The sequence below is a fragment of the Pseudomonas putida genome (genome assembly GCA_041879295.1).
GTDB classification, from domain to species: domain Bacteria; phylum Pseudomonadota; class Gammaproteobacteria; order Pseudomonadales; family Pseudomonadaceae; genus Aquipseudomonas; species Aquipseudomonas putida_Y.
Window position 1 is genome coordinate 5,478,240 of sequence record CP047152.1, and the last position, 18,716, is coordinate 5,496,955.

Genomic DNA, 18,716 nt, shown 5'->3' on the forward strand with positions numbered 1-18,716 from the left:
GTCAATCTCGCTCGGCGAACAGAGCCTTGACGAACGGCTCGGCTTCGAAGGTACGCAGGTCGTCGATGCCTTCACCGACGCCGATGAAACGGATCGGGATGTTGAACTGCTTGGCCAGGGCGAAGATCACCCCGCCCTTGGCAGTGCCGTCCAGCTTGGTCAGGGCCAGGCCGGTCAGCTCGACGCTCTGGTTGAAGTACTTGGCCTGACTGATGGCGTTCTGGCCGGTGCCGGCATCAAGCACCAGCAGCACCTCGTGCGGTGCCTCAACGTCGAGCTTGCCGATAACCCGGCGGACCTTCTTCAGCTCTTCCATCAGGTTATCTTTGGTGTGCAGGCGGCCGGCAGTGTCGGCGATCAGCACGTCAACGCCACGGGCCTTGGCGGCCTGCACGGCATCGAAGATTACCGAGGCAGAGTCGGCGCCCGTGTGCTGGGCTATCACCGGAATCTGGTTACGCTCGCCCCACACCTGCAACTGCTCGACCGCCGCTGCACGGAAGGTATCACCGGCAGCCAGCATTACCTTCTTGCCTTCCAGTTGCAGCTTCTTCGCCAGCTTGCCGATGGTGGTGGTCTTGCCGGCGCCGTTCACGCCAACCACAAGGATCACATAGGGTTTGTTCTGGGCTTGTACGTTCAGCGGCTGCTCGACCGGGCGCAGCAGCGCAGCCAGTTCTTCCTGCAACGATTTGTACAGGGCATCGGCATCGGCCAACTGCTTGCGCGCGACCTTCTGGGTCAGGTTCTGGACAATGGCCGAGGTAGCCTCCACACCCACGTCGGCTGTCAGCAGGCGCGTTTCGATTTCGTCGAGCAGGTCGTCATCGATGACCTTCTTGCCGAGGAACAGGCTGGCCATGCCCTCGCCGATGCTGGCACTGGTCTTGGACAGGCCTTGCTTGAGGCGCGCGAAGAAGCCGGGCTTGGCCTGTTCGGCGGGAGCCGCAACAGGGGCAGCGGGAACTGGTACCGCGCGTTCCGGGATGGCGGGCGGCGCTTTCGGCTCCAGGTCCGGCACCAGGGCGACGGGCTCTTCGGCAACCGGCAGCACCAGGTTGCTGACCGGCGCTGCGGCCTCGACAGGGGCAGACTCGACAGGGGCCGCCTGCAAGGGCATGGACGCGACCGGCTGCGGTGCAGGCGCCACCAGCGGCCGGGACGCGACCGGCTCGGGCTCAGGGGCCTGCAACGGCTGGGACGCAACCGGTTCAGGGACGGGGGCCTCGACTACCGGGGGCCGGGCGGGTGCGGCGACCGGCTGCGGCTCAGCCAGCTGTGGAGCCGCAGGGGCCTGAACGGGTTCGGGGGCCTGTGGCACTTCGGCGGTTGAGCCCTCGACCGGCGCGGCTGCAGACTGCTCGGCAGCGGGGGGTTCATTCGCGGGCACGCCCGCTCCCGCAGGTGGCTGCGGCTTCTTGCGAAACCAGCTGAACAGGCCTTTCTTCTCACCAGCCTCGGCCGGCGCTTTTTTGTCGTCGTTGGAACCAAACATGGAAGACGGCTATCTCAGGGTAGCGATGGGCCAGCGAGGGCCAATCAGGAATTCTCTCTACGCAGAACAGACTATCTTGAAGCCGGCTGGTTCATGCGCAACGTTTTGTCTTAGTGTCCTGTGGGCCAGAACGGCGACAGGCATGGTCGCCAGGCAACCGGATCAGTATCCTAGCACCTCCTGGCCCGCCGACGCTAAACCCAGCGGGCCGCCGAACAGGTTAAACACCGTATGAATGCTCTAGCCCGCCGCGCCGCTGGCCTGTTGCTCGGCACGCTCTGCATGCCGCTCGCGGCATTTGCCGCCGATGTGCAACCCACCCACGAATTCATCCTCGACAATGGCCTTAAGGTCGTGGTCCGCGAAGACCATCGCGCCCCGGTGGTGGTCTCGCAGATCTGGTACAAGGTCGGCTCGAGCTACGAGACCCCGGGCCAGACCGGGTTGTCCCATGCACTGGAACACATGATGTTCAAGGGCAGCGCCAAGGTCGGCCCCGGCGAGGCTTCGCGCATTCTGCGTGACCTCGGCGCCGATGAAAACGCCTTCACCAGCGACGACTACACCGCCTATTACCAAGTGCTGGCCCGCGACCGCCTGCCGGTAGCCCTGGAACTGGAGGCCGACCGCCTTGCCAGCCTGCGCCTGCCTGCCGACGAGTTCAGCCGCGAAATCGAGGTCATCAAGGAAGAACGCCGCCTGCGCACCGACGACCAGCCCAATGCCAAGGCATTCGAGCTGTTCCGCGCCATGGCCTACCCGGCCAGCGGCTACCACACGCCGACCATTGGCTGGATGGCAGACCTGGAGCGCATGAAGGTCGAGGAGCTTCGCCATTGGTACGAGTCCTGGTACGCCCCCAACAACGCCACCCTGGTGGTGGTCGGTGATGTCACCGCCGACGAGGTCAAGGGCCTGGCGCAGAAGTATTTCGGCAACATTCCCAAACGCGCCGTACCCCCAGCCAAGCTGCCCTTGGAGCTGGCCGAACCAGGTTGGCGCCAGTTGACCCTGCACGTACGAACCCAGCTGCCAAGCCTGATCTACGGTTTCAACGTGCCCGGCCTGCCCACCGCCAAGGACCCACGTACGGTGCATGCACTGCGCCTGATCTCGGCACTGCTCGACGGCGGCTACAGCGCCCGCATGCCGGCACGCCTGGAGCGTGGCCAGGAACTGGTCGCCGGCGCTTCGTCCAGCTACAACGCTTTCACCCGCGGCGACAGCCTGTTCCTGATCTCGGCGACGCCGAATGTGCAGAAGCAGAAAACCCTCGCCGACGTCGAGAAAGGCATCTGGCAGTTGCTTGACGAACTCAAGAGCACGCCACCCAGCGCCGAAGAGCTGGAGCGCGTACGCGCCCAGGTCATCGCCGGCCTGGTCTACGACCGCGACTCCATCAGCAGCCAGGCCACCACCATCGGCCAGCTGGAGACCGTCGGCCTGTCCTGGAAGCTGATCGACAGCGAACTGGACGAGCTCAAGCGCGTCACCCCGCAGGACATCCAGAACGCCGCGCGCACCTACTTCACCCGCGAACGCCTGAGCGTTGCCCATGTACTGCCTGAGGAGTCCGCTCATGAGTGATCGCCGCGCACCACGCCCAACCCTGCTGGCCACGGGCATTCGTGCCCTGGCGCTGGCGGCTGTGCTGGCCGCTCCGGCCATGGCCGATAACGCTGCCAAGGCCGACAGCAGCGCAGCCCGCCCGGCCAACACCTTGCAATCGCTGGCCGAACTGAATGGCAAGGCACCCAGCCGGCGTCAGTTGAACATCCAGCACTGGAACACCGCCGAGGGTGCCCGGGTGCTGTTCGTCGAGGCCCGCGAACTGCCCATGTTCGACCTGCGTGTCACCTTCGCCGCCGGCAGCAGCCAGGATGGCGGCACGCCAGGCCTGGCCGCTCTGACCAACGCCATGCTCAACGAGGGCGTGGCCGGCAAGGACGTCACCGCCATCGCCGAGGGCTTCGAAGGCCTGGGTGCAGACTTTGGCAACGGTTCCTACCGCGATATGGCCGTGGCATCACTGCGCAGCCTCAGTGCCAAGGACAAGCGCGAACCGGCCCTCAAGCTGTTTACAGAGGTAGCGGGCAAGCCGACATTCCCCGAAGATGCCCTCAAGCGCATCAAGAACCAGATGCTGGCAGGCTTCGAATATGAGAAGCAGAACCCGGGCAAGATCGCCGGCAAGGCCCTTTTCGGCAACCTCTATGGCGACCACCCCTACGCCCACCCAAGCGACGGCACCGCAGAGAGCATCGCGGGCATAAGCCTGGCACAACTACGCGCGTTCCACGCAAAGGCCTATACCGGCGGCAATGCGGTAATCGCCCTGGTCGGCGACCTCAGCCGTGCAGAAGCCGAAGCCATCGCCGCCCAGGTATCTGCCGGCCTGCCCAGGGGCCCGGCGCTGGCCGCACCGGCCCAACCAAAAGACGCCAAGGCTGGCTTGACCCACATCGACTTCCCGTCCAAACAGACCCACCTGATGCTGGCCGAACTGGGGATCGACCGCCAGGATCCGGACTGGCCAGCCCTGTCGCTGGGCAACCAGATCCTTGGCGGTGGTTCCTTCGGTACCCGGCTGATGAGCGAGGTGCGGGAGAAGCGCGGGCTGACCTACGGCGTTTACTCGGCATTCAGCCCGATGCAGGTGCGCGGCCCATTCATGATCAACCTGCAAACCCGTGCCGAGCTCAGCGAGGGCACGCTCAAACTGGTGCAAGACATTCTCGCCGACTACCTGAAGACGGGCCCGACCCAACAGGAGCTGGACGATGCCAAGCGTGAGCTGGCCGGTAGCTTCCCGCTGTCCAATGCCAGTAATGCCAGCATCGTCGGCCAACTGGGCGCGATCGGCTTCTACAACTTGCCGCTGACCTGGCTGGAGGACTTCATGCAACAGTCCCAGGCCCTCACCGTCGAACAGGTCAAGGCAGCCATGAACAAACACCTGTCAGCCGATAAACTGGTGATCGTCACCGTTGGCCCGAAAGTGCCACAAAAACCGCTGCCAGCACCCACTGACAAGCCCTCCGAGCAACCGCTCGGGGTACCGGAGCACTAATGCCAAGATCCACCCCTCCCGCCCGCCCGCAAGCGGGCAAAAGCAAGGGCCAGGGCCACCTGCGCATCATCGCCGGCGAGTGGCGCAGCCGCCGCCTGGCGGTGCCGGAAGGCGAAGGCCTGCGGCCAACGCCTGATCGCGTGCGGGAAACCGTATTCAACTGGCTGGCCCCCTACATCGAGGGTGCCCGCGTGCTGGACGCCTTTACCGGCAGTGGCGCTCTGGTGCTCGAAGCCCTGTCCCGTGGGGCCGAGGACGCCGTGGCGCTGGATAGCAACCCTGCGGCCATCGCCAACCTGAAGAACAACCTCGAAATCCTGCGCTGTCCCCGCGGGCAAATTCTGCAGACCGACGCCCTGCGCTACCTGCACGGCCCGGCCAAGCAGCAGTTCGATGTCGTGTTCCTCGACCCGCCGTTCCACCAGGACCTGCTGGCCAACACCTGCAACTTGCTGGAGCAGAATCAGTGGCTGGGCGAGCAGGCATGGGTCTACACCGAAAGCGAAGCGGCACCCTCGACCTTGCAGTTGCCAGGCAACTGGCGCCTGCACCGCGAGAAGAAGACCGGCCAGGTGCACTACGCACTCTGGCAGCGGGGCTGATTACCCGCGGGTTGGATGTACTTAGTTACCGCATCCCACCTGCGCCATGGTTGAAGCTGCACCTTCATTTCCTGAAGGAGCAGTTCAACCATGGCCGAACACCCCTCCCCGCCGCTAATGGCGAGCTCGAAAGGTTCTTTTACCCTCGCCAACGGCCTGCACGTCTGCCTGCGTGAAGACCACCGTGCGCCACTGGTCAGCGTGCAACTGTGGTACCACGTAGGCTCCAGCTACGAACCTGAAGGCCACACCGGCCTGTCCCATGCCTTGGAGCATCTACTGTTCGAGGGCAGCAGCAAACTGGCGCCTGGCCAGTACTCAACGCTCATGACCCGCTTGGGCGGCGACCCGAATGCATTCACCTATTCGGATGCCACGGTATTTCCGCTCACCCTGCCAACCCGCCACCTGGAAATTGCCCTGGAGGCCATGGCTGATGTCATGGCCAGTGCCACCCTCGGCGATACGCCCTTTGCTCGGGAACTGGCAGTGGTCATGGCTGAGCGGCGCGAGGCAGTGGACAACAATCCTTGGGCATTGGCGCTGGAGCATCACGACCTGCTGGCTTACGGCAATAGTGGCCATGGCACGCCTGTCATTGGCCACATGTCAGATCTGGAGAGCCTCACTCCAGCCGCAGCGCGTACCTGGTACAAGACCTGGTATCACCCCAACAATGCCACCCTCGCTGTGGCCGGCGACATCAGCCTGCTACAACTGCAGACCTTGGTGACGCGCCACTTTGCGGCGATTCCCGCCCATCGCTTGCCGATGCAGCCCTTACCCACAGGGCCCTCCTCCCAGGGCCGGCGCTTTCAGACGCTGCGCCTGCCAGGCTTGCACAACGGCGCGATCATAAGCTTCAAACTACCCAGCCAGCGTACCGCGCAGTCTGCCAGGCAGGCCTACGCGCTACGTCTGCTTCCCGATCTGCTTGCCAACGGCTACAGCAGCATCCTCCAGCGCAGGCTGCTGCTGGACGAACCAATCCTGCAATACATGAAAGCGACCTATGAACCCTGGCAGCGCGGTGACAGCCTGCTGACCCTTTACGCGTTCTGCAGCCCACACGTAACCCCGGAGACCGCGGCCGAGCGGCTGATGCAGGAGATCGAAGCGTTTCGCCAGTCAGCGCCAGCCAAGGAACACCTGCAACGTGCCAAGGCTCGTCTGCTGGCCAGGCTGATTTTCGAACGGGACGACATTGCCGAGCAGGCCCAAACCATGGGTAAACAGGCCGCCTGTGGCTTGCCGGTTATTTCGCTCGAGGAAGAACAACAGGCCATTGAGACCGTGACAGCCGAGCAGGTAGGCCTGGCTGCCTATGAATTCCTCACCGATTCCCGTGCAGCCTTCACGTTCACGCACCACAAGGAAAGCGCTCATGACTGACTCAACGACCCTGCAACAGCCTGCCGGGGCCAACAACCTCTACGGCGGGCTGCTCTCTGCCCAGGGACTTGACCTGGACCAGTTCGAAACCATCCATACACAGGTTCAAGCGTGGAAGACGACTGCGGGCACGGACGTCAAATTCGTTGAAGCACGGGAACTGCCAATCGTTGACGTGATACTACGGTTCAAGGCCGGCAGCACGCAGGACACTCTGTACCCTGGCCTGGCAGCCTTGACGCTCTCCATGCTCGATGAGGGTAGCCAGGCCTACACGGCTGCCCAGCAGGCTGAACACCTGGAGCGCCTGGGCGCGGTCATGGAAAAACAAGTACGTCTGGAACATGCGACGCTGCGCCTGCGCAGCCTTAGCCCTCCTTCTTTGCTCGACCCGGCCTTGGCGCTGCTCACCGACCTCGTGGCCCACCCTGTCTTCCACCCAATGGCCCTGACCAAGATCAAGCGCCAGTTGCTGCAAAACCACGCATCGCGCGAGCGGCTACCCATCCTCAGAGCACGTAGCGAAGTCTTCCGCCACCTGTTCAACGGGCATCCTTACGGCAACCCTCTGGGCAGCACCGCTCAAGGTATCGAGGCCATTACCCCTGAGGACTTGCGGGCATTCCACCAACGCGCCTACAGCGCCAGCAACCTTGAGATGGTCGTGGTAGGCGACCTTTCCCTTGCACAAGCCCAAGCCATCTCACAACAGATCAGCCAGGCCCTGCCGCAAGGCTGGTCGGCCACTGAACTACCGGCGGCCCCGGCGGCCCCCAGCGCGACGATAGCCGTCGAACAGGCTGGTGCCAGCAGTGCGGTCCTGCTGGCACTGCCCATGAACGTACCCGCCAACGATCCGGAGTTTCTGGCCCTGACCTTGGCAAGTGCTGTTCTGGGAGAGGGCCTCGAGTCGCGCTTGATGGTGGAGTTGCGCCAACGACGCGGCCTGACCTACGGCGTGTACACGCATGTATTGCCATTGAGTGCAGGCGGCCTGTTCACCGTGGAATGGGAGGTTGCGCCCCAGCATGTGCAGGGCACGCAGGCACTGGTAGAAACCCTGCTGCAGGCGTTCATCGACGAGGGGCCCACCCAGCGGGAGCTGCAACTGGCACGCAAACAGCTGGAAGGGCAGTTGCTGCGAGGGATCGCGCAGAACAGGCAACTCGCAACACTGCTGACGGAAGTAACCCATCAGCGACAACCTGCCGATCATCTCGACACGTACAGCGCCCGTATTGCCGAGCTTACCCCGGCAGATGTCCGAGCCGTCATGCAGCGCCGGCTGGCCCTGAGCCGCAAGGTGCTTGTCAGTGTCGGACCAGGCGTTCAGCAACAGCCGCTGCCAGCCCCCGACCAATAGCGCAGGTACTGTGGCGCTGTTTCATGGCAAGCTAGCAAGGCACATCATGAGCCACCCAGCATGCCCAGCCACAACGCCACATTCCGTCCAGCCATCGGCCTATCCAATCCCCACCTGCAGACCCTGTGGGGGCCACTCTGGCGCAAGCTGCCTGAGCTGCAGCGTGACCGAGAGCGGCTGTGGCTGGCCGACGGCGACTTCATCGACCTGGACTGGCACGGTCCGCACCAACCCCATGCACCACTGGTACTGGTGCTGCATGGGCTGACCGGCTCGTCTCACTCGCCTTACGTGAAAGGCTTGCAGCAGGCGCTGCAAAGCCGCGGCTGGGCCAGCGTGGCAGTGAACTGGCGTGGTTGCTCAGGCGAGCCCAACCTGTTGCCGCGCAGCTACCACTCCGGCGCCAGCGAAGACCTGGCGGAAATTGTCAGCCATCTTCGCGCCCAGCGCCCGCTGGCACCGCTGTACGCAGTGGGTTATTCGCTGGGTGGCAATGTACTGTTGAAGTACCTGGGTGAGAGCGGCGTCGCCAGCCAACTGGAGGCAGCAGTTGCAGTATCGGTACCCTTTCGCCTGGACCACTGTGCCGACCGCATCGGCCAGGGCTTCTCCAAGGTGTATCAAGCGCATTTCATGCGCGAGATGCTGGCATATGTTCAGCTCAAACAGCGGCACTTCCACGCCCGGGGCCAGCACGAGCAGCTGGCGACACTGGAACGTCTGGGCCAACTCACCAACTTGCGCACATTCTGGGACTTCGACGGAAAAGTCACTGCACCGCTCAATGGCTTTCGCGATGCACACGACTACTATCGCCGCTCATCCAGCCACTTCTTCCTTGGCCAGAACCGCACGCCAACGCTGATCATCCATTCCAGCGATGACCCGTTCGTGTCCAGTCACAGCCTGCCGACGGCCCGTGAACTGTCACCACAGACCCGCTTCGAACTGCATGGCCGCGGTGGGCATGTGGGCTTTGTCGATGGCAGCCTGCGAAATCCGGGGTACTACCTGGAACGACGGATTCCGCAGTGGCTGGTGGACGGTAGCTAGCCCGCGAATTGGTAAAGGCTGCGCGCCCCCTGTGGGAGCGGGCATGCACGCGAACACCGGCATTGCCGGTGCCACCCACCGCGGGGGTTCAACCCGGTCTGCTTACTCGTCGGTGGCCACAGCATGCTGCGGGTTGTTGATCCACTCGCTCCACGACCCCGCATACAGCTTGCCCAGCGGGTATCCCGCCAGCGCCAGCGCAAACAGGTTATGGCAAGCGGTTACCCCAGACCCGCAATAAGACACCAACTGCTCCGGCGCCCGTCCACCCAGTTTTTCGGCAAAACGCTGCTTTAGCTGATCCGCCGGCAGAAAACACCCGTCAGCCCCTAGGTTGTCGGTAAACGCCGCACACTGGGCACCGGGAATATGCCCCGCCACCGGGTCGATCGGCTCTACTTCACCGCGAAAACGCGGCAAGGCACGCGCATCGATCAAGGTCAGGTCTGCACTACCAAGGCGCTTGCCCAGATGGTCGGCATCAATCAGCAGCTTCGCGTCCGGCTCACCACTGAAAGTGCCCTCACATTTGGGCGGCGGGTCCAGGCTCAACGGCAGGTGCGCCGCGTGCCAGGCCTTCAGGCCACCGTCGAGAATCGCCACACCGCTGCGCTTGCCCAGCCAGACCAGCAGCCACCAGGCCCGGGCGGCAAAGGCGCCGGGGCCGTCGTCGTACAGCACCACTTCGCTATCGTTGTTCAGGCCCCACTCTCGCAGGCGCTCGACCAGCCGCTGCGGATCGGGCAATGGGTGGCGCCCGGTGCGCCCCTTGCTCACCGGCCCGCTGAGGTCGCGGTCCAGGTCGGCAAAATGCGCCCCGGCAATATGCCCCTGGGCATAGCTGCGCTGGCCATAGTCCACATCCTCGAGGGCAAAACGGCAGTCGAGAATCACCAACCCGGGCGAGTCCAGTCGCTCGGCCAACTGCTGCGGGGTGATCAATTGCGCAAGGGGCATGACAATCTCCTGATCAATGGCACGAGGGCCCTGGGCTAGCGCTCCAGGGCCTGGTTGAACGGTACATGGAATTCTTCGCACAGCGCGTCCACGGCAGTGCGGGCATTGTCGGTGACGAAGCCGAGCTCCAGCACCAACACCTGATAGACGCCGCGCTTGAAGGCTTCTTCACCCAAGTGCGCGGAATGTTCACGCGTGGTGCTGAGAAAACGTACCCATGACGTCAGCACGATCCAGGCGTTGATGGTCAGCGACTCGATCTGCGCCGGCACCATGGCCAGAATGCCCGCCTCGACGAAGCCGCGGTAGATCGCCTGGCCCTGGCGCAGGCAGCGCTCGGAAAAACGCCGGTAACGGGCGGCCAGTTCGGCATCGCTGTCCAGCAGATGCTCCAGGTCACGGTGCAGGAAGCGGTAGTTCCACATCGCCGCCAGCAAGGCCTTGAGGTAGAAGCGCTTGTCTTCCACGGTTGCCGCGCGGCCCTGCGGCGGGCGCAGAAAGCTGTCCACCAGTTCTTCGTACTGGCTGAACAACAGGGCAATTATCGCTTGCTTGTTGGGGAAGTGGTAATACAGGTTGCCAGGCGAGATTTCCATGTGCGCGGCAATGTGGTTGGTACTGACGCTGCGTTCGCCCTGCTGGTTGAACAGCTCCAGGCTGTTCTGCACGATGCGCTCTCGGGTCTTCATGCGCGGGGCCATGCTCAGCTCCCAGTCTGCGGGCCTTCATCAAAGGTTTATCTTACGGCGTATTACAGGTGGAATGCACCGTGGAACAGCATGTAAAAATTCGCACCATGGTACAAATTAGAGTATAGGCTCTAGGCAACCCCTGCCCGGACTCGACACCGCCATGAACTCGCCCAGTGCCTTGCCCTCTGTGCAATTCGACCTCGACCTCGCGACGACGTTCGCGGCCCAGCGTTTGGCCTTTGCCGGTAACCCGCTGCCACCAGCGGCACAGCGGCGCCAGTGGTTGAAAAGCCTGCGTGAAGCCTTGCTGGGCAACCAGGCAGAACTGATCAATGCCATCAGCCAGGATTTTGCCGGGCGCAGCGCCGACGAGACCTTGCTGGCCGAACTGCTACCGTCGGTGCAGGGCCTGCGCCACGCCGAAAAGCACTTGCAACGCTGGATGCGCAGCAGCCGACGCCGCGTCGGCCTGGCGTTCCAGCCGGCAAGCGCACAGGTGCGCTATCAACCCCTGGGCGTGGTCGGCATCATCGTGCCGTGGAACTACCCGCTGTTCCTCGCCATCGGCCCGTTGACCTGCGCCCTGGCCGCCGGCAACCGGGTCATGCTCAAGCTTAGCGAGGCCACGCCCGCGACTGGCCTGGCCCTACAGCAACTGCTCGAGCGTGTGTTCCCCACAGACCTGGTCAGCGTTGTGCTCGGTGAAGTCGAGGTGGGCCAGGCCTTTGCCCGCCTGCCCTTCGACCACCTGCTGTTCACCGGTGCCACCAGCGTGGGCCGTCAGGTGATGCAGGCTGCCGCGCACAACCTGACCCCGGTCACCCTGGAGTTGGGTGGCAAGTCTCCCGCTATTGTTTCTGACGATGTGCCGCTGGACAGCGCTGCCGAGCGCATCGCCTTCGGCAAGACCCTCAACGCCGGCCAGACCTGCGTTGCCCCCGACTATGTACTGGTGCCGCGCGAACGGCTGCCCGCCTTCAGCGACGCCTACCAGCGCGCCGTGCACCGACTGTACCCGCGCATAGCCGACAACCCCGACTACACCGCCATCATCAACCCGCGCCAGTTGCAGCGCTTGCAGCACCTGCTGGACGATGCCCGGGCCAAAGGCGCGCAAGTACTCGACTTGTACCCAGGCGAGGCTCCTCAAGGCCGGCGCCTGCCGCCACACTTGCTGCTGGATGTGAACGACAGCATGCAGGTGATGCAGGACGAAATCTTCGGCCCGCTATTGCCGCTAGTGCCTTATGACGGCATCGACCAGGCCTTGGCCTACATCAACCAGCGCCCACGCCCACTGGCGCTGTACTTCTTTGGCTATGACCGCCGCACCCAGGAGCATGTGCTGCGTCACACCCACTCCGGTGGTGTGTGCCTGAACGACACCTTGCTGCATGTTGCCCAGGACGATCTACCCTTCGGCGGCATCGGTCCTTCAGGCATGGGTCACTACCATGGTCATGACGGCTTCCTCACTTTCAGCAAGGCCAAGGCGGTACTTGCCAAGCAACGCTTCAACGCCGCACGGCTGATTTACCCGCCTTATGGCAAAGCCTTGCAGCGCCTGGTCTACAAACTGTTCATCCGCTGAGGATCGCACCATGCACCGCCGCGAACTGCTGCGTTTCAGCCTCGGCGCCAGTGCTTTTCTGGCGGGCGCCAGCCTGGTGGGGTGCAGCGCGCAAACAGCCGCGACCGGCTATCAGGTACTCCGCGACGACGACCTGCCACTGCTGCGAGCGCTGATCCCGGTGGTGCTGGCCGGCACGCAGGCCACCGAGACGCCGGTAATGCGCAGCCTCGACAACAAGCTGGCGGCGTTGTCGCCGGAAATGCTCAAGCTCACCCGGCAATTGTTCGACGTGCTCAGCCTGCCACTGACTCGCGGCCCGCTGACCGGCGTCTGGGTCAGCTGGGGCCAGGCTGGCGCCACGCAGGTCACGGCGTTCCTGCAGCGTTGGCAGGACAGCTCGCTGAACCTGCTACGCATGGGGCACGCCTCGTTGCTGCAACTACTGCAAATGGCCTGGTACGAATGCCCCGAATCCTGGGCAGACTGCGGTTACCCGGGCCCACCGAAAATCTGAAAACAACAAGAGCATCGCCAATGCCTGTCCCCGACCCGTTTCGCCAAGGCCTCGAACGCGGCTGGATCACCTACGACGCCTCGCGCCTGGAGCACGACCTGTCTCTGGAGGCCGACATTGCCGTGATCGGCAGTGGTGCCGGCGGCGCCACCAGTGCCCAGATGCTCGGCGCTGCCGGTTTCAAGGTACTGCTGATTGAAGAAGGCCCACTGAAGACCAGCAGCGACTTTCACCTGCTGGAGAATGAAGCTTACGCCAGCCTTTACCAGGAAGGCCTGGGGCGCATGAGCAAGGATGGCGCCATTACCATCCTGCAGGGCCGTGCCGTGGGTGGCACCACGCTGGTGAACTGGACCTCGAGCTTTCGTACCCCGCCGCAAACCCTGGCGCACTGGGCCTCGGTCCACGACGTGAACGGTTTGAGCGAGGATGAACTGCGCCCCTGGTTCGAACGCATGGAGCAGGAGCTGGGCATCAGCCCTTGGGCCTTGCCGCCGAATGCCAACAACGATGTGCTGCGCCGGGGCTGCGAACAGCTGGGCTACCGCTGGGGGGTGATCCCGCGCAACGTGCGCGGCTGCTGGAACCTGGGCTACTGCGGCATGGGTTGCCCGGTGAATGCCAAACAATCGATGCTGGTGACCCGTATACCTGCCACCCTCGAGCAAGGCGGCGAGCTGCTGTACCTGGCGCGGGCCGAGCGCTTCACCCACAACGGCGAACGCATTCAGAGCCTGACATGCCGGGCCCTGGACGCCCGAGGCATACACCCAACCGGCAGGCAGATCAGCGTGCGGGCACGCCATTACCTCCTGGCCGGTGGCGGTATCAACAGCCCGGCCCTGCTGCTGCGCTCTGCCGCGCCCGACCCGCATGGCCGCCTCGGCAAGCGGACCTTCCTGCACCTGGTCAACTTCAGTGCGGCACGCTTCAGCGAGCGTATCGACCCTTACTATGGCGCCCCGCAGTCGATCTACAGCGACCACTTCCAGTGGCAAGGCGGCGCAGACGGTCCGGTTGGCTACAAGCTGGAAGTACCGCCGCTGCACCCGGCCCTGGCCAGCACCCTGCTGGGTGGGCACGGCCACGAGAATGCCCAGCGCATGGCCGAGCTGCCCCATACCCATGTGATGCTGGCGCTGCTACGCGATGGTTTTCACCCCGAAAGCCAGGGTGGGACCGTGGAACTGCGCGGCGATGGTTCACCCGTGCTCGATTACCCGGTCACCGACTACCTGCGTGACGGCTTGCGACGAGCCTACCGCAGCATGGCGCAAGTACAGTTCGCCGCTGGCGCCACCCAGGTGACCCCAGTGCACAGCGACGCCAGCGCCGCATCAGGCCTGGAACAGGCCCTGACCATGATCGACAAACTGCGCCTGGAGCCCTTCCGCACACGCTTGGGCAGCGCCCATGTCATGGGCGGCTGCGCACTCGGCGAAGACCCGCGCCAGGCGGTGTGCGACAGCCTGGGACGCCATCACCAGCTGGAAAACCTGTCGATTCACGACGGTTCGCTGTTCCCCACCAGCATCGGCGCCAACCCGCAACTGTCGGTGTATGCCATCAGCGCCAGGCTCAGTGAAGCACTGGCCACCCGCCTGGCACACAGCGCATGACAACGAATATGGCCCCTGTCTATAGTGCCATCAGTCGGCCGCATGACTTGGCCGGGGCGCCGTCGCTGCGCTACCATCCGACTCCCCAACGCACTCCAGCCAGGATGACGCGATGAACCGAGTGTTGTACCCGGGTACTTTCGACCCCATTACCAAAGGCCATGGCGATCTGGTCGAGCGCGCTTCGCGGCTATTCGACCACGTGATCATCGCGGTGGCGGCCAGCCCCAAGAAAAACCCCTTGTTCCCGCTGGAACAACGGGTTGAGCTCGCCCGTGAGGTCACCAAGCACCTGCCCAATGTCGAAGTCATCGGCTTCTCTTCCCTGTTGGCGCATTTCGCCAAGGAACAGGGCGCCAACGTCTTCCTGCGTGGCCTGCGTGCAGTGTCCGACTTCGAGTACGAGTTCCAGCTGGCGAACATGAACCGGCAACTGGCCCCCGATGTCGAGAGCCTGTTCCTGACGCCGTCGGAGCGTTATTCGTTCATTTCCTCGACCTTGGTCCGGGAGATTGCGGCGCTGGGCGGTGATATCAGCAAGTTCGTCCACCCGGTGGTGGCCGACGCGCTGACTGAACGCTTCAAGAAGCAAGCCTGACGCCTGATTGTCGCGCCCGCGTGCACTGCGGGCGCGAATGCGGCACAATTGTGCCCATTGCGTTGAACATGCCCGGGCTATGAGCCCCGGCCGGAGCCCCCATGTCCCTGATCATCACCGACGATTGCATCAATTGCGACGTCTGCGAACCCGAGTGCCCGAACGAGGCTATCTCCCAAGGCGAAGAGATCTACGTGATCGACCCTAACCTGTGCACCCAGTGCGTAGGCCATTACGACGAGCCGCAGTGCCAACAGGTCTGCCCGGTCGACTGCATCCCGCTGGATGAAGCGCACCCGGAAACCGAAGAACAGCTGATGGCCAAGTATCGCCGGATCACTGGCAAGGGCTGATCACTGCACTTCGCTGCACGCTCCCTGTGGGCACGGGCATGCCCGCGAACACCGGCGCAGCCGGTGCCATTCATCGCGTCGCCTGCTTCGCGGGCTTGCCCGCTCCCACAGGGACCGCGCCAACGTTCAGGTTTTGCTTCAACAGGTTTGCAGCGAACGTTTCATCGCTGGCAGCGCGGGCAGTACACGCTCGCCCTCTGCCCCAGCTTCACTTCGCGCAACTCGGTGCCGCATACTTTGCACGGCTGCCCGCCACGCCCGTACACAAACAGTTCCTGCTGGAAGTACCCCGGCTGCCCGTCGCCACCGATGAAGTCACGCAGGGTGGTACCACCCTGCTCGATCGCCGCCGCCAGCACCCGCTTGATCTCGGTCGCCAGCTTCAGGTAGCGCGCCCGGGAAATCCCGCCCGCCTCCCGGCGTGGGTCGATACCGGCAGCAAACAGCGCCTCGGTGGCGTAAATGTTGCCCACTCCCACCACCACCGCGTTGTCCATGATGAACGGCTTGACCGCCATCGACCGTCCGCGGGACAGCTGGAACAGCCGTTCACCATCGAACAGGTCCGTCAGCGGCTCAGGCCCCAGGCGCAGCAGTAGCTCATGGTTCAGAGGGTCCAGGCTCCACAGCATGGCACCAAAGCGGCGTGGGTCGGTGTAGCGCAGCATCAGCCCGGACTCCAGTTCGATGTCGACATGCTCATGCTTGGCCGCCGGCAAGCCCAGCTCGACCAGCCGCAGGTTGCCCGACATGCCCAAGTGGCTGATCAGCGTCCCCACTTCGGCATTGATCAACAGGTACTTGGCGCGTCGCTCCACGCTGACGATGCGCTGCCCTGACAGACGCACATCGAGGTCTTCCGGAATCGGCCAGCGCAGGCGCCGGTCGCGTACCACCACACGGCTGACGCGCTGGCCTTCCAGGTGTGGCGCAATACCGCGCCGGGTGGTTTCTACTTCTGGCAATTCCGGCATGTGTCAGTGTCCGCCCAACTCGCGAATGTTCTGCTTGAGGTTTTCGAAATCGTATTCCGACAAGCCAATGTAATCGAGCACCAAAGGGCCGACCGCATTCCATTCGTGGTCCACCGACTGGTTGCCCAGCACCCGGTAGGACGCGCAGATGTGCTCGGCCATCTTCAGCACCGCCAGCAGGTTTTTCAGCTGGCTCTGGGTATTGCGCGAAGTATCGTCGCGGAACACGCCCAAGGCATTGTGGTGGTTGGCGATGGCCGCACTGAGGTGCTCAGGCAAGCGCCAGGATTTGGCTGTGAAGTAGCCGACCACTGAATGGTTGGTGTTGAACGTGCGGTTTTCGGTATCGACCACGCGTGTTTCTTCGTCGGCCTTGGCGTATGCCTCTTCCAGCACTTCCATGTAAGTGGGGAAGCGCTTGAGCATCAACGGCACGCCGCAGTCATGGAAGAGGCCAAGGGTATAGGCCTCGTCCGCCGCCTGAATGCCGGTACGCTTGGCCAGCGTCAGGCAGGTCATCGCCACGTCCTGGGCGGTATCCCAGAAGCGGTTGAGGGTAACGATGGTCTCGTCGCTCATCTCACCCTTGATCGACTGGGCGTTGATCAGGTTGATGATCGAACGGCTACCCAGCAGGTTCACCGCACGCTGGATCGAACCGATCTTGTTGGACAAGCCAAAGTGCGGAGAGTTGACCAGCTTGAGCAAGGCGCCAGAGAGGCCCGGGTCCTGGGAAATCAGCTTGGCGATGGTTTCCAGGTCCGGGTCAGGCATGTACTGCTCGAACTGCAGATCGACCATGATCTGCGGTTGAGGCGGGATGGTGATGCCTTGCAAGGCTTGCTGGATCTGTTCGGCGCTGAGTTCTTGGGACATACGTGCACACTCGTTTAGGACGCGGCATTTTAACCCTCTAAGCGCCCCCGGTTACCACTCCTCTAAAGGCGAAAGCACCGCAGACACGCTATAATCCCGCTCTTTTTCCCGGAGCGACGTCATGTCCCTGCCCAGCCTTCGCCTCAAAGCCAATGCCGACCGCCGCCTGCGCGCCGGCCACCTGTGGGTCTACAGCAACGAAGTCGATGTCAGCGCGACCCCTTTGCAAGGCTTCCAGGCGGGTCAGCAGGCCATTCTCGAGGCAGCCAACGGCAAGCCGCTGGGCATCGTCGCACTGAGCCCGAACAACCTGATCTGCGCCCGCCTGCTGTCACGCGACATCAAGCTGCCGCTGGACAAGTCGCTGCTGGTACACCGCCTGAACGTCGCCCTGTCGCTGCGCGAGCGCCTGTTCGACCAGCCGTGCTACCGCCTGGTCTACGGTGACTCCGACCTGCTCCCAGGCCTGGTGGTCGACCGCTTCTTCGATATCCTCGTGGTGCAGCTGGCCTCGGCCACCATGGAAGCGCACAAGGATGACGTGATCGCCGCGCTGGTGCAGGTGCTCAAGCCCAGCGGCATCCTGTTCAAGAACGATTCCGCCGCGCGCGACGCCGAAGGCCTGCAGCGCTATGTCGAAACCGTCTACGGCGAAGTGCCGGACTGGGTGCCGCTGGAAGAGAACGGCGTCAAGTTCGAGGCCCCGGTGCGCGAAGGCCAGAAGACGGGCTGGTTCTACGACCACCGCATGAACCGCGCCCGCCTGGCGCCGTACGTGAAGGGCAAGCGTGTACTCGACCTGTTCAGCTACATCGGCGGCTGGGGCGTGCAGGCCGGTGCCTTTGGCGCCAGCGAAGTGTTCTGTGTCGATGCCTCGGGCTTTGCCCTGGACGGCGTGGAGCGTAACGCTGCACTGAACGGCATCAGCGAGAAGCTGACCTGCATCGAAGGCGACGTGTTCGAAGCCCTGCGCGAGCTCAAGGCAGCCGAAGAACGCTTCGACGTGATCATTGCCGACCCACCCGCCTTCATCAAGCGCAAAAAAGACCTGAAAAACGGCGAAGCGGCCTACCGCCGCCTGAACGAACAGGCCATGCGCATGTTGAACAAAGACGGCATCCTCGTCAGCGCCTCGTGCTCGATGCACCTGCCCGAGGACGACCTGAACAACATCCTGCTGACCAGCGCCCGTCACCTGGACCGCAACATGCAGTTGCTCGAGCGTGGCGGCCAGGGCCCGGATCACCCGGTACACCCGGCCATTGCCGAAACCCGCTACATCAAAAGCATCACCTGCCGGTTACTGCCGAACAGCTGAAATCTGCCAAAAAGGGCCGCCCAGCGGCCCTTTCCTGCCGCAATCCCCCCGCCAACCATCCACATCTGCATTCCCTCACCGCGTCAGCGGTGTAGAATCGGCCTATTCATCGCCAGTCATCCCCGGCGGGTTTATGAGCTCTGGTCAAGCACGCGGCGATCCCGCGCCGTCTTGGCCCCATCCGTGCCAGTGGCAACCGGCCTGCGGCGCAAAGGACAAGAGAAGCTCACTCCCCTATTTGTGACCTGATTAAGCCGCCAGGAGTGT

Annotated in this window: 17 protein-coding genes; 12 read left to right on the top strand and 5 right to left on the bottom strand. The window is 63.5% G+C overall.

Annotated elements, in window-relative coordinates; translation table 11 throughout:
* Window position 1: 1 nt before the first annotated feature.
* Window positions 2-1,495 carry a signal recognition particle-docking protein FtsY gene (gene ftsY / locus GST84_24930; GenBank protein ID XGB15414.1) on the bottom strand — a complete coding sequence of 498 codons (1,494 nt, stop codon included), beginning with the start codon at window positions 1,493-1,495 and terminating at the stop codon, window positions 2-4.
* Between the two features lie 231 nt (window positions 1,496-1,726).
* On the opposite strand from ftsY, the gene GST84_24935 reads away from it, so the two are divergent.
* The 6 genes from GST84_24935 (at window position 1,727) to GST84_24960 (ending at window position 8,975) form a co-directional block, all read left to right on the top strand.
* Window positions 1,727-3,082 carry an insulinase family protein gene (locus GST84_24935; protein ID XGB15415.1) on the top strand — a complete coding sequence of 452 codons (1,356 nt, stop codon included), beginning with the start codon at window positions 1,727-1,729 and terminating at the stop codon, window positions 3,080-3,082.
* Entirely contained in the window at window positions 3,075-4,565 is a 1,491-nt protein-coding gene (locus GST84_24940) for an insulinase family protein (GenBank protein XGB15416.1), read from the top strand. Before GST84_24935 ends, GST84_24940 begins: the two co-directional genes overlap by 8 nt.
* Window positions 4,565-5,167 carry a 16S rRNA (guanine(966)-N(2))-methyltransferase RsmD gene (gene rsmD, locus GST84_24945; GenBank protein XGB15417.1) on the top strand — a complete coding sequence of 201 codons (603 nt, stop codon included), beginning with the start codon at window positions 4,565-4,567 and terminating at the stop codon, window positions 5,165-5,167. The genes GST84_24940 and rsmD overlap by 1 nt, the downstream gene beginning before the upstream one ends.
* 90 nt (window positions 5,168-5,257) lie before the next feature.
* Window positions 5,258-6,559 (top strand): insulinase family protein, encoded by a 1,302-nt coding sequence (locus tag GST84_24950; protein ID XGB15418.1) that lies wholly within the window; start codon window positions 5,258-5,260, stop codon window positions 6,557-6,559.
* A complete protein-coding gene (locus GST84_24955; protein ID XGB15419.1) occupies window positions 6,552-7,922 on the top strand; it encodes an insulinase family protein in 1,371 nt (456 codons plus the stop codon). The genes GST84_24950 and GST84_24955 overlap by 8 nt, the downstream gene beginning before the upstream one ends.
* A gap of 60 nt (window positions 7,923-7,982) precedes the next feature.
* Window positions 7,983-8,975 carry a hydrolase gene (locus GST84_24960; protein ID XGB15420.1) on the top strand — a complete coding sequence of 331 codons (993 nt, stop codon included), beginning with the start codon at window positions 7,983-7,985 and terminating at the stop codon, window positions 8,973-8,975.
* Window positions 8,976-9,077: 102 nt separating this feature from the next.
* Here GST84_24960 and GST84_24965 read toward each other — a convergent pair whose 3' ends face one another.
* Both GST84_24965 and GST84_24970 read right to left on the bottom strand, forming a co-directional pair.
* The gene (locus GST84_24965) at window positions 9,078-9,932 is read right to left on the bottom strand and encodes a sulfurtransferase (protein ID XGB15421.1); all 855 of its coding nucleotides are present in this window, start codon (window positions 9,930-9,932) and stop codon (window positions 9,078-9,080) included.
* 35 nt (window positions 9,933-9,967) lie between these two features.
* Window positions 9,968-10,633 (bottom strand): TetR family transcriptional regulator, encoded by a 666-nt coding sequence (locus GST84_24970; GenBank protein ID XGB15422.1) that lies wholly within the window; start codon window positions 10,631-10,633, stop codon window positions 9,968-9,970.
* 151 nt (window positions 10,634-10,784) lie between these two features.
* On the opposite strand from GST84_24970, the gene GST84_24975 reads away from it, so the two are divergent.
* The 5 genes from GST84_24975 to GST84_24995 all read left to right on the top strand — a co-directional run bounded on the left by GST84_24975 (window position 10,785) and on the right by GST84_24995 (window position 15,281).
* Window positions 10,785-12,215, top strand: coding sequence for an aldehyde dehydrogenase family protein (locus GST84_24975; protein ID XGB15423.1), 1,431 nt, complete (start codon window positions 10,785-10,787; stop codon window positions 12,213-12,215).
* A gap of 10 nt (window positions 12,216-12,225) precedes the next feature.
* Window positions 12,226-12,711: a twin-arginine translocation pathway signal protein gene (locus GST84_24980; protein XGB15424.1), complete on the top strand. Its 486-nt coding sequence runs from the start codon at window positions 12,226-12,228 to the stop codon at window positions 12,709-12,711.
* Window positions 12,712-12,731: 20 nt separating this feature from the next.
* On the top strand, window positions 12,732-14,330 hold the full coding sequence (locus GST84_24985; protein ID XGB15425.1) for a GMC family oxidoreductase: 1,599 nt from the start codon (window positions 12,732-12,734) through the stop codon (window positions 14,328-14,330).
* A gap of 112 nt (window positions 14,331-14,442) precedes the next feature.
* Complete coding sequence (coaD, locus tag GST84_24990; GenBank protein ID XGB15426.1) at window positions 14,443-14,928, top strand: pantetheine-phosphate adenylyltransferase; 486 nt, start codon at window positions 14,443-14,445, stop codon at window positions 14,926-14,928.
* A 101-nt stretch (window positions 14,929-15,029) separates the two neighbouring features.
* Window positions 15,030-15,281 carry a YfhL family 4Fe-4S dicluster ferredoxin gene (locus GST84_24995; GenBank protein ID XGB15427.1) on the top strand — a complete coding sequence of 84 codons (252 nt, stop codon included), beginning with the start codon at window positions 15,030-15,032 and terminating at the stop codon, window positions 15,279-15,281.
* Between the two features lie 161 nt (window positions 15,282-15,442).
* Here the strand turns inward: GST84_24995 and mutM are convergent, their stop codons facing one another.
* Together mutM and GST84_25005 are read right to left on the bottom strand one after the other, a co-directional pair.
* Window positions 15,443-16,255: a bifunctional DNA-formamidopyrimidine glycosylase/DNA-(apurinic or apyrimidinic site) lyase gene (mutM, locus tag GST84_25000; protein XGB15428.1), complete on the bottom strand. Its 813-nt coding sequence runs from the start codon at window positions 16,253-16,255 to the stop codon at window positions 15,443-15,445.
* Window positions 16,256-16,258: 3 nt separating this feature from the next.
* A complete protein-coding gene (locus GST84_25005) occupies window positions 16,259-17,131 on the bottom strand; it encodes an HDOD domain-containing protein (GenBank protein XGB15429.1) in 873 nt (290 codons plus the stop codon).
* Window positions 17,132-17,252: 121 nt separating this feature from the next.
* Here GST84_25005 and GST84_25010 point away from each other — a divergent pair, with 121 nt between their 5' ends.
* Complete coding sequence (locus GST84_25010; GenBank protein XGB15430.1) at window positions 17,253-18,449, top strand: methyltransferase domain-containing protein; 1,197 nt, start codon at window positions 17,253-17,255, stop codon at window positions 18,447-18,449.
* Window positions 18,450-18,716 lie beyond the last annotated feature (267 nt).